This window comes from Pseudomonas sp. VS40 (assembly GCF_018587885.1).
GTDB classification, from domain to species: Bacteria; Pseudomonadota; Gammaproteobacteria; order Pseudomonadales; family Pseudomonadaceae; genus Aquipseudomonas; species Aquipseudomonas pergaminensis.
Map to the genome: position 1 here is coordinate 404,217 of NZ_JAGYWD010000002.1, position 11,672 is coordinate 415,888.

The 11,672-nt window shown below is 60.2% G+C and carries 5 protein-coding genes; 3 read left to right on the plus strand and 2 right to left on the minus strand.

Features of this window, described 5'->3' with window-relative positions; translation table 11 throughout:
• Positions 1-20: 20 nt before the first annotated feature.
• Positions 21-1,724 carry an AMP-binding protein gene (locus tag KHP07_RS06925; RefSeq protein ID WP_214496860.1) on the plus strand — a complete coding sequence of 568 codons (1,704 nt, stop codon included), beginning with the start codon at positions 21-23 and terminating at the stop codon, positions 1,722-1,724.
• A gap of 111 nt (positions 1,725-1,835) precedes the next feature.
• Here KHP07_RS06925 and KHP07_RS06930 read toward each other — a convergent pair whose 3' ends face one another.
• Entirely contained in the window at positions 1,836-2,951 is a 1,116-nt protein-coding gene (locus KHP07_RS06930; protein WP_214496861.1) for a Gfo/Idh/MocA family protein, read from the minus strand.
• 307 nt (positions 2,952-3,258) lie between these two features.
• Here KHP07_RS06930 and KHP07_RS06935 point away from each other — a divergent pair, with 307 nt between their 5' ends.
• Both KHP07_RS06935 and KHP07_RS06940 read left to right on the plus strand, forming a co-directional pair.
• Positions 3,259-4,299: a WD40/YVTN/BNR-like repeat-containing protein gene (locus KHP07_RS06935; RefSeq protein WP_214497076.1), complete on the plus strand. Its 1,041-nt coding sequence runs from the start codon at positions 3,259-3,261 to the stop codon at positions 4,297-4,299.
• A gap of 16 nt (positions 4,300-4,315) precedes the next feature.
• Positions 4,316-6,691, plus strand: a complete 2,376-nt coding sequence (locus KHP07_RS06940; RefSeq protein ID WP_099491601.1) for an efflux RND transporter permease subunit — start codon at positions 4,316-4,318, stop codon at positions 6,689-6,691.
• Between the two features lie 57 nt (positions 6,692-6,748).
• Here the strand turns inward: KHP07_RS06940 and KHP07_RS06945 are convergent, their stop codons facing one another.
• Complete coding sequence (locus KHP07_RS06945; protein WP_214496862.1) at positions 6,749-11,659, minus strand: dermonecrotic toxin domain-containing protein; 4,911 nt, start codon at positions 11,657-11,659, stop codon at positions 6,749-6,751.
• Positions 11,660-11,672 lie beyond the last annotated feature (13 nt).

Sequence of the window (11,672 nt, forward strand, 5' to 3'; positions counted from 1 at the left end):
ACAACAACAAGGAGACTGCCATGAACGCTGTAAGCCTGGAACATACCGAACGGATCTGGTTGAACGCTTACCTGCCTGGCGTCCCGGCGGATATCGAGGCCGGCATCGAGGACTACCCGTCGCTGCGCGAGGTGTTCCTGGAGCACCTGGAGAAGTTTCGCGAGCGGGTGGCCTACGTCAGCATCGGCACCGAAATGACCTACGCCGACTGGCAGGTGCAAGGCTATGCCTTCGCCGCCTGGCTGCAGGGGCAGGGCGTCAAGAAGGGCGATCGTGTGGCGCTGATGATGCCCAATTGCTTGCAGTACCCGATCTGCCTGCTGGGCACGATCCTGGCCGGCGCGGTGGTGGTCAACGTCAACCCGCTGTACACCTCCCATGAACTCAAGCATTTGCTCAAGGACAGCGGCGCAGAAACCGTGGTGATCTTCGAGAACTTCGCGCAGACCCTGGAGAAAGTCATCACTGGCAGCAACGTCAAGCGCGTGGTGATCGCCGCCATCGGTGACCTGCTGGGTACCTTCAAGGGCGCGGCGATGAACTTTATCCTGCGTCGCGTGCAAAAACAGGTGCCCGCGTTCAATTTGCGCGGTTCGATACGCTTCAACCAGGCGTTGAAACAGGGCCGTGGGCTTAACCATTTCCCTGTGGAGATGCACCTCGACGACCTGGCCTTTTTGCAATACACCGGCGGTACCACCGGCGACGCCAAGGGCGTGATGCTCAGTCACCGCAATATCATCGCCAACCTGTTGCAAGCCAAGGCCTGGGTCGGTGACCAATTGGACCAGGACAAGCAGGAAACCAACGTCACCTTGCTGCCGCTGTATCACATTTTTTCGCTGACGGTGAATTGCCTGATGTTCATGTGCCTGGGCGGGCGCAACATCCTGATCGCCAACCCGCGGGACGTGAAGCGCGTGCAGATGATCCTGCGCAAGGAACGCTTCAACGGGATTGCCGGGGTCAACACCTTGTTCAACGGCCTGCTCGAGAACAAGGAGTTCTGCGCACGGGACTTTTCCGACCTGCGCATGGTGATCGCGGGCGGCATGGCCACGCACACGGCGGTGGCCAAGCGCTGGAAGGAAGTCACCGGGCTGCCGATCATCGAGGGCTACGGCCTGACCGAATGTTCGCCGGTGGTGAGCATCAGCCCGATCAACATTGCGCGCATGCGCGAGATGGAATTCACCGGCAGCATCGGTGTGCCGTTGCCGTCGACTTGGGTACGGTTTATCCGCGAAGACGGTGAGTTGGCTGAGGTTGGCGAGCAGGGCGAACTGCAGGTGCGTGGGCCGCAGGTGATGCAGGGCTACTGGAAGCGCCCGGAGGCCACCGCCGAAGTCCTCGATGCAGAAGGGTGGTTGTCGACCGGTGATATCGGCGTGATGGACGAGCGTGGTTACATTCGCCTGGTGGACCGCAAGAAGGACATGATCCTGGTCTCGGGTTTCAACGTGTACCCCAATGAAATCGAAGACGTGGTGGCGCTGCACCCTGGGGTAGGGGAAGTGGCGGCGATTGGGGTGGAAGATGGCGTGACCGGGGAGAAAGTGAAGATCATCGTGGTGCGCAAGGACCCGAACCTGACCCAGGAGCAGATCCTGGCGCATTGCCGCGAGTATCTGACAGGGTACAAGGTGCCCCGGTATGTGGAGTTCCGCACCACCGAGCTGCCCAAGACCACGGTCGGTAAAGTGCTGCGCAGGGCCTTGCGCTAGTTTGAACGTTTAGGTGAACCCACTGTGGGAGCTGGCTTGCCTGCGATAGCGGTGTATCAGTCACACCGCCATCGCAGGCAAGCCAGCTCCCACAGGTTTCGGCGGTGTGGTTTAGAGAGCGTTTACGGTTACCCAGCGTTCTTCCCTGGCCGCCACGCGAATCGCCGTCGCCAGCCGCTCAACTTCCCACGCCGCTTCAAAATCAGTGCCATCCGCACCTTGACCCGCCACGGCCATGATCAACTCCTGCACTTCCAGCGTCTTCAGCTCGTTGTACCCCAATTGATGCCCCGCCGCCGGGCTGAACGCTGCATAACCCGGCAGGGCCGGGCCTGCGAGTAAACGCTGGAACCCATCCTGGCCCGCGCGACACACCTGTAATTCATTCAAACGCTCCTGATCGAACGCCAAGGTGCCTTTCGTTCCGCTGATCTCGAAACTCAGGTGGTTTTTGTAACCGTGCTTGAGCCAGCTGCTGCTTACCGTCCCGCGTGCGCCGTTGGCGAAACGCAGCAGGGCGTGCACCTGGTCATCCACGGCGATGGTTTTGCGCTCGGCGCTATCTTTGACGGCAGGGCGCTGGCCGTGGACGGTTTGGGTATCGGCGCACACGCTCTGCACATCACCGACCAGATAACGCGCCATCGACAGTAAATGACTGCCCAGGTCCGCCAGGGCGCCGCCGGCATGTTCGACTTCGCAACGCCAGGACCATGGCGAGGTGGGGTCGGCCATGAAGTCTTCGCTGAATTCACCCTGGAAGCTGATGATTTCGCCGAGGTCACCGTTGGCGATTATCTGCCGCGCCAGCGTGATCATCGGGTTGTGCTGGTAGTTGTAGCCCACCCGCGTCACCACCCCGGCGGCACTGGCGGCGCGGCGCATGGCGTCGGCCTGTTCCAGGCTCACGGCCAGGGGTTTTTCGCAGTACACCGCCTTGCCAGCGGCAATGGCCGCCATCGCCATGGGGTAGTGCAGGTGATTGGGCGTGGTGATGGCCACGACGTCGACACTGGGGTCGTTGATCAGCGCTTGCCAGTCGCCATGGGCCTGGGCAAATCCCCAGGCTGTGGCGCAACGCTGGGCGCGTTCGGTGTCGGCATCGGCCAGGGCGGCCAACTGGAGGTGTACCGGCAGGTCGAACACCGCGCGAGCATTATTGAAAGCCAGGGCGTGGGCGCGGCCCATGAAGCCTGTGCCGATCAAGCCGATTCCGAGTGCACGCATCGTCGTGGTCCTTTGCATTATTATTTTCAGAAGGCCTATTAATGGAATATAAATTCTCTAATTTCAATAGATGGAATAAAAATTCATTAAGACGCCGACGATCAACCCCGCGAATGCAGCTATATTCAGGCGCTGACGAAAGGCCCTCAGTTAACAAAAGATAACGTAGCGCCGATTGTCAGACGATTCGAAAGCCCGATAGGATGGCCCCTGCTTCCTCCAGGCGCTCTAGATTGCAGGTTTCAAGGCCCCGGAAGGCAGGCGATAACAATAATAAATGGGAGAAAGGTCTATGAGTGAGCCTGTCATGGGTTGGGTTGTTTGCCGCCCACGCGCCGCACGCAGGGTTGCGATGCTGGCCGCAGCGCTCTCGCTGTTTGGACTGGGGGTAGCGTCAGCCGCGTTGTCCACCTCCGTCCAGGCCGCCAGCGATACCACTTTTGCGATTGAATCCCCCAAGGCCGCCAAAGGCCTGATGATCGACGTGGTCCACGCGGGCAAGCGCCTGGTGGCGGTCGGTGATCGCGGGCATATCCTCTATTCCGATGACCAGGGCAACACCTGGACCCAAGCCAAAGTCCCCACCCGGCAATTACTCACGGCGGTGTTTTTCGTCGATGACAAGCAGGGCTGGGCGGTTGGCCATGATGCGCAAATCCTTGCCAGTTCCGATGGCGGTGCTACTTGGACCCAGCAATACCAGGACCTCAAGCGCGAAGCGCCTTTGTTGGATGTGTGGTTCAACGATGCCAGCCACGGCCTGGCCGTGGGCGCCTACGGTGCGCTGATCGAAACCACCGACGGCGGCAAGAGCTGGAATGACGTCAGCGACCGCCTCGACAACGAAGACCAGTACCACCTCAACGCCATCGCCCACATCAAGGACGCCGGCCTGTTTATCGTCGGCGAGCAGGGCTGCATGTTCCGCTCCAGCGACGACGGCCAGACCTGGGAAAAACTCGAAGGTCCCTATGAGGGCTCGCTGTTTGGCGTGATCAGCACAGCGCAACCGCAGACCCTGCTGGCTTATGGCTTGCGCGGCAACCTGTACCGTTCCACGGATTTCGGCAGCACTTGGGAACCCGTCGAATTGAACGCGGCGCGGGGAGCGCTGGAGTTCGGCCTGTCGGGCGCGACCTTGCTGGATGACGGTGCCATCGTTGTCGTGGGTAATGGCGGCAGCGTGGTGGTCAGCCATGATGATGGACTGACCTTCAGCGTGTTCAACCGTCCGGACCGTATTTCGCTGTCGTCCGTCACGGCGGCAGGCAACGGCAACTTGATTCTGGCGGGGCAGGGTGGCGTTCGCGTCGCCGCGCCCAACGGCGCCGAACTCGTAAAACAATAATAAGGGCGGGGAAAGAATGAGCAGTCATCACAACGATAAAGCGACCTTTCTTGAGCGCCTGATCTTCAACAATCGCCCGGCAGTGATCGTGATCTGCCTGCTGGTGAGCATCTTCCTGTTCTGGCAGGCGACCTTGATTCGCCCGTCCACCAGCTTCGAAAAGATGATCCCTCTCAAGCACCCCTTCATCGAGAAGATGATGGAGCATCGCAACGACCTGGCCAACCTGGGCAACACCGTGCGCATCTCGGTGGAGGCCAAGGACGGTGACATATTCACCCAGGAGTACATGGAGACCCTGCGTCAGATCAACGATGAGGTGTTCTACATCTCCGGCGTCGACCGCTCGGGCCTCAAGTCGCTGTGGAGTCCCAGCGTGCGCTGGACCGAAGTGACCGAAGAAGGCTTTGCCGGCGGTGAAGTGATCCCGCAGAGCTACAACGGCTCGCCGGCAAGCCTCGACCAACTGCGCAACAACGTGCTCAAGTCTGGCCAGGTCGGGCGCCTGGTGGCCAACGACTTCAAGTCGAGCATCGTCGATATTCCGCTGCTGGAGTCCTACCCGGACCCGCAGGACCAGGGCAAGTTACTGGCCCTGGACTACCGCAAGTTCTCCCACGAACTGGAAGACAAGATCCGCGACAAGTTCGAAGCCCAGAACCCCAACGTCAAGATCCACATCGTTGGCTTTGCCAAGAAGGTCGGTGACCTGATCGACGGCCTGGTGATGGTGGTGATGTTCTTCGGCGTTGCCTTCATCATCACCTTGATCCTGTTGCTGTGGTTCACCAACTGCCTGCGCAGCACCGTCGCGGTGTTGAGCACCACGCTGGTGGCGGTGATCTGGCAGCTTGGGCTGATGCACTTCTTCGGGTTCGGCCTCGATCCGTATTCGATGCTGGTGCCGTTCCTGATCTTCGCCATCGGTATCTCCCACGGCGTGCAGAAAATCAACGGTATCGCCCTGCAATCCAGCGAGGCGGACAACGCCCTGACCGCCGCGCGGCGCACCTTCCGGCAACTGTTCCTGCCGGGTATGATCGCGATCCTGGCCGACGCCGTGGGTTTCATCACCCTGCTGATCATCGACATTGGCGTGATCCGCGAGCTGGCGATCGGTGCGTCCATTGGCGTGGCGGTGATCGTGTTCACCAACCTGATCCTGCTGCCGGTGGCGATTTCCTATGTGGGCATCAGCAAACGCGCCATCGCCAAGAGCAAGAAAGACGCGAACCGCGAACATTCGTTCTGGCGCCTGCTGTCGAACTTTGCCAACCCGAAAGTCGCACCGATCTCCATCGCCTTGGCGTTGGTCGCCTTTGGCGGCGGCCTTTGGTACAGCCAGAATCTCAAGATCGGCGACCTGGACCAGGGCGCGCCGGAACTGCGCCCCGACTCGCGCTACAACAAAGACAACAACTTCATCATCAGCAACTACTCCACCAGTTCCGACGTATTGGTGGTGATGGTCAAGACCAAGGCCGAAGGCTGCTCGCGCTACGAAGCGATGGCGCCGATCGACCAGTTGATGTGGAAGATGCAGAACACCGAGGGCGTGCAGTCGGCGATCTCGCTGGTGACGGTGTCCAAGCAGATGATCAAGGGCATGAATGAGGGCAACCTGAAATGGGAAACCCTGTCGCGCAACCCGGATGTACTGAACAACTCCATCGCCCGCGCCGATGGCCTGTACAACAACAATTGCTCGCTGGCGCCGGTGCTGGTGTTCCTCAACGACCATAAGGCGGAAACCCTCGACCGCGCCGTGCATGCGGTGCAGGACTTCGCCAAGGAAAACAACCAGGACGGCCTGGAATTCATCCTCGCCGCCGGTAACGCCGGGATCGAGGCGGCCACCAACGAGGTGATCAAGGAGTCGGAGCTGACCATCCTGATTTTGGTGTACCTGTGCGTGGCGACCATGTGCATGATCACCTTCCGCTCCTGGGCGGCGACCCTGTGCATCGTGTTGCCGCTGGTGCTGACCTCGGTGTTGGGCAACGCGCTGATGGCGTTCATGGGCATCGGTGTCAAGGTCGCGACCCTGCCGGTGGTGGCCCTGGGCGTGGGGATTGGCGTGGACTACGGCATCTACATCTACAGCCGCCTGGAAAGCTTCCTGCGTGCCGGTCTGCCGCTGCAAGAGGCGTACTACCAGACGCTCAAGTCCACCGGCAAAGCCGTGCTGTTCACCGGCCTGTGCCTGGCGATCGGCGTGTGCACCTGGATCTTCTCGGCGATCAAGTTCCAGGCCGACATGGGCCTGATGCTGACCTTCATGCTGCTGTGGAACATGTTCGGTGCCCTGTGGCTGTTGCCGGCACTGGCGCGCTTCCTGATCAAGCCCGAGAAGCTCGCGGGGCAGAAGGGCAACTCGTTGTTCGCCCATTGAGTCGGCAATCACCCTGTGGGATTCACTCACTCCCACAGGGCGTGCTTTACGCTGATGTCATTGAGTCGCCGAGGGCAGCGGGGCGATTTTCAGGAACAGGTTGTCCAGCGGTGGCGTGATCAGCACATAAACGATCTTCCTGACCGGCGCACTGCCGGGGGTCTTCTGGTTGGCCAGGTAGGCTTGTACGTGCGCCTTGAGCAAGTCCTTCTGGGTAAACTTGCGTTGCTCCGGCAGCTTTAAATGCGCACGGGTATAGCTGGCCGGCGGAGCGTCGGCGGTGCGGTAGTGGAAATGGGCGTACCACAGCACCACGGGCGGCTTGGCGGTTTTGTCATACACCGCATATTCGGTGAAAAAATCACCGCTGAGTGTCGGTCGGTCGGGGTCGGACGGGCTGGTGAGGTTGATGTCGATCTCACCATGCTCCCATAGGTAAGTGACGCTGTCGGCGGTGGGTAGTTGCTTTTTGTAGGCGCGACTGCACGCTCGCTGCGCGATGCGCGTCAGGTCTCTGGCGTGTGCACGGTACTCATCCACCAGGTCTTGCGTGGCGGGTTTGTCTTTGTGATCTCGGACCAGTTCATCGGCCAAGGCGGTCAGTTTCCGGGCGTGGGTCGTGAGCAATGTGTCCCAGGTATCCGGGTCGACTTCTTCCCGGGTGGCTTCTTCATCCACCAACAGTTGCTCGGCTGCCACTTGTTGCTCGATACCCTTGCGTTGACTGATCAGCTCCCGGCCTGATTCCCTCACCTGCGCCAGCGTGCGCACCGCCACGTCCGGCTCGGGTTCTACACGTACGCTGCGTGTCGTCTCCACCCATTCATTGTCTTGCCGGTCATAGGTGGCGAGGGTGTGGCCTGTTATCGGCTCGCTGATGGTCAAGTGTTCGTGGGCAATGTGCTCGTTGGCCGGCTGTAGGTCGCCGATCAGATAAGCTTTACGGCGAGTCTTGAACACGCGTTTGGTGGGGGCCTTGGGGCGCAGGGTTTTCGACAGCGGCAGTTCAACCTCCAGTTTTTCTTGTAAGCGCACCACCGTCTCCAATTCACCCTCGGCTAGGGCGCAGGCGTATTGCAGTCCCTTCAGAAGCCGTGCCGATGAGCCAAGTAGACGCTTGGATCTGAGCACATTGAGTGCCCGCAGGGCATTTTCATAGCGCCGGTATGTCTCGATGAGCGTTTCGTAAACACTGCGCTGGTCGCTCAGTGAGTAGTCGTTGCTGCTGCGTACGTCGATATGGGAAAGCAGGGTTTGATTGAGATCACGCTCTGTCAGGAGTTCGTAGTAGAGTGCCTCCTGTGGCCGCATCGGCTCAATCGATAAGTCGAAACTTGCCCATGCCAGCGGGCGTAATGCATTAAGTTTCAGGTTCGCCACGAAATAGTATTGTGGGGTAATGATCGCGTTCATCAGGCGGTTGCGTATCGCACGTCCCCCGGTAGAAAGCCGCTCCAACTGTTCAGACAGGGTTTCCAGGGTAGAGGTGGCATTTGCCATTCGCTGCCAGGTGTCGGCGGCCTCGATAGAATTAGCGACATGTTCGTCAAATGCGGTACGGTCACCCCAAAGTGTATTCAGATGCGTGCGCTTCAATAGATCGTACAGAGGTTCGCCGCTCTTGGAAGTGAACAGGTCGTTCAACCACCCGCGCTCATATTCGTAGAGCGCAAATGTGCCCTCCCAGGTGTTCTCGAGCATTTTTTCCAGATCCTGGACGTGAGCGCCGGCCCCTGCAACGTCTTTGAGTTCCTGGCCCAGGCTGAACGCTTTTTGCCGTGCCGCCAATAGGTGTGCGGACTGTTCTGTGAAGGTGTCCAGCAATGTCCGGTAGTAGCCCCGCACCCTTGCGTAGTCGCGCATCTCCATTTGGTGCCGCGCCTCCAGAGCGGGAAGCCGGTCGGCGGTAGCACTTTGCAGGAGCCTCCACACCGATCTCAGTTTGCGTCTTTGTTCTGTCAGAGTCTTGTACCAGGTGTTCAACTGCGCAGCCGATTGCTTGCAAGGCGGTTCCAGCTGCTCCCGGACCTCCACCGCAAGCGAGTCGATGGCGGCAAGCAGCTCACGTTTTCGTTCCAGGTTTTTCGCGCGCAACGCGGCCAGCCGCTTCGGGCCGCCGCCTGCCAGCTTGAGCCCGCGATCCAGGGTCCAACCGCCTTTGCCGTCGGTTTTGAGCAGAATGCCCGGACGCGCTGGTTTCTCGGGGTGAAGGATGTACACCTCGCCAACGCCTGGGACGATTGTCACCCTGAACAGCAAGCCGCCCACTGAGGCATGCCATTGTCCGTTGATCAAGTACAGGCCCTTGTAGACGCCGGCTTGGGTCGGAACGGGGGCGGGGTCGGGCCAGCGCACGTTGTAGGCCAAGAGTTTTTCCAGCAGGGCTGCGCACGCGGTGTCACTGGCCAGTGAGCGATCGAAGTCAAGCACGGTGCGACCGTCACCCGGCGGCTCGGCGGGCAGGCCGATCGCCCCGCGCTGGATCACGGCTTTGGAGGGTAGCCCCAGGGTGGACTGTGGGCGTTCCAGCCCCCTGCGAGCAGGTGCCGGTTCGACGCGTGTTTCGTCCGGCCGTGGATGTACAGGCTCGTCGCCGGGCACTCGCGGGTGAAGCAGTAGCATGCTGATGTTCATCAGCAGGTCGACCCAGGCCAGCTCCCGGGCAGTAGGGTCTCTACTTTCCAGCGCTGGTAAATCGTGCTTGAGTCCGACCAGCAGTTGCAGCAGCCAACCTACAGCGGCCATTGGCCCGCGCACAGCCATCAGCAACGTATTGAGGCCCAATTGCAGGCCTTCCACGATCAGCGCCCATCGGCTCTCGGAATTGGAAGTCGACTCGCGTTCAGCCTGGTTGAGCAGTTGGTGGGCCTGGCAATTGAACAGGTACTCCATCAACGTTCCGGCATCCTGTGCCTGGTGGATTTCATTTGCGCTCTCATCATTCCCGCTCGCCAGCGTTGCGGGGTCAGGTTTGCGCGGCAGATCAAACTCAGATCCCAGGCCGATGCGCACATAGTGCGGCTCGGTGAAGCCACCGTTGCTGTAAATGGGCCTGGCGCTGTCTGACAGCCAGGTCAATACGCTGTCTTGCAGTTCACCCGGTTGGACGATGGCTGCCAGCAGGGCGTCGCGGTCGGGGAATTCCTGTAGCGATTGTGAGTAGGCAGGCCGGTAGAGCAGGTGCGGGCCTGTGCCGGTGTGTTTGGGCTCGATGATGAACATGTTGTCTACCACATCCGCGGTTGCACCAGGCTTGCGCACAAATGCGAGCGGGCGCAGGACGATCTCATCGTTGTCGACCCAGCGTTGCGAACGACTGGGTTTGAAGGCCGCCCTCACACATCGAAACCCTCGTTGCGTCAACCCGGCTTCGCCGCGAATTTTATGTTCAAGTGCCTGAATGCTCAGTTGCACCGGCCGTTGGCGGCAGAACAGGCGCTGGCGCTTTTTCGCTGCGATGGTGTCGGTCAGCAGGTGTTCACGCAGGTAGTTGGGATAATTGCGCCCAATATCGACGCGCTGGACCAGCTGCAGAATAGCGTCGGGCGTCAGCCACGCCTCTATCTCACGGCCGCCGGTATGGCGCACCGTCATGCGTCCTTTGGGGCGGCCGGCAAGATTTTTCAGCGCCAAGTCAAGCAGGCTCATGGATACCCTCTCGATGTAGCCGCCCTCCAGGTTGCCAACCGGCACGTGGAAGGTCAGTTCCAACTCGCGGGCGTTGTACCCTGAAGCCAACGCCTCTTCGCTGCAGGTGCGTTCGCCGTGCAGGTGCGTGTTGCGCTCCAGGCACAGCTGATGGTTGAGGTGAAGGGCCGCATAAGTGTCGATGGCGTCCAGCTCATTCAGGTCCGGATCACCAAGCGCCTCGTTTTTCAGGGCCGTTTGCTCGAGCAGGCATTGGTGATAAGCGAATCGATCCACTGGGTTAGCGTCGCGCAGCCAGGTCGGCAGTGCGGCATCTAGACGGGCTTGGGGCGCGAATGTCTCGGCGCTCAGTAAGTGTGAGGGGTCGGTAATTGAGGCAAATTGCGCTTGCAGGTGCTCTACGTTGGTCACACCGGGGAGCTTGACTGCGGCGAGATCGTCCAACTGTTGGTTGAGTAGCAGTGCCGCCTGGATTTCGAAAATATCGCCGTCGGGTTCATACAGTTGCCAGGTGACGCGGTCGGCGCTAAAACGCGCTTCCATGCGTTCAGCCCAGGCACGTCCGAAGGCATCCACGTTGGCAAACGGCAAGACCTCGCCCGAAACAGTACAGAGCAGGGTACCCGTGTTGCTCACAACCAACAGGTCTGCGGCCTGCAAGGTCAGGGTAGTCTGGCCCTGTTGAAGGCAAGCAGCGGGGGTGTACGCATAGACGAATGTGCCAGGCTCTGACTGGCTTGCACGGGTTTGCCGGTCGGGATAGCGAGTCAGCAGGCTGAGCGCCGACAATTGCTGGGAAGTGGCGTCGACGTTGCGCAGTGTCGACAGGCGCAGTTGGCTTTGCAGTACTGTCGCCAACCACTTCCAGCGGCTGCCACCGGCATCGCTGTCTTGGCCCCAGTACGCGGCCAGCGCGTCCTGAAAACCAATAAACAGGATCAGCGGCAGCTCATGAATAACCGCCTCAATCACTTGAAGGTCATAGTCGTGTGGGCTTTCAGCTTGATAACGCAGTCGAGTTCCGGTGGCGTCGCTCAGGTAGCAATCCATGCCGTGCCGGGTTGACACGTCTGGATAGCGGCCATCGGCAAGATGTTCCAGTGCTATGTCTAATAGCGGCAGCAGGGCACGGCCGCCACCGTCTCGGGGCTGCGCCAAGCGCAGGTCCGAGATGGGGTGCGTCAATAGCGGGTACTTTTCCTTCAGGTTGTCCGACAGCATTTGCGCTGTAACCGAGCGCAAGGTGGGGCGCGTTCGAAACTGCTCGGCGACAGTTTGCTGGATCAGGTTGGTTGCACGGGCATGGCTTGGAGTAGGCATGGGTCGTTCCTTA

Bases quoted from the DNA above. Each gene is read 5' to 3' on its own strand.
- KHP07_RS06925 (WP_214496860.1), top strand. From the start codon at position 21: ATGAACGCTGTAAGCCTGGAACATACCGAACGGATCTGGTTGAACGCT.
- KHP07_RS06930 (WP_214496861.1), bottom strand. From the start codon at position 2,951: ATGCGTGCACTCGGAATCGGCTTGATCGGCACAGGCTTCATGGGCCGC.
- KHP07_RS06935 (WP_214497076.1), top strand. From the start codon at position 3,259: ATGGGTTGGGTTGTTTGCCGCCCACGCGCCGCACGCAGGGTTGCGATG.
- KHP07_RS06940 (WP_099491601.1), top strand. From the start codon at position 4,316: ATGAGCAGTCATCACAACGATAAAGCGACCTTTCTTGAGCGCCTGATC.
- KHP07_RS06945 (WP_214496862.1), bottom strand. From the start codon at position 11,659: ATGCCTACTCCAAGCCATGCCCGTGCAACCAACCTGATCCAGCAAACT.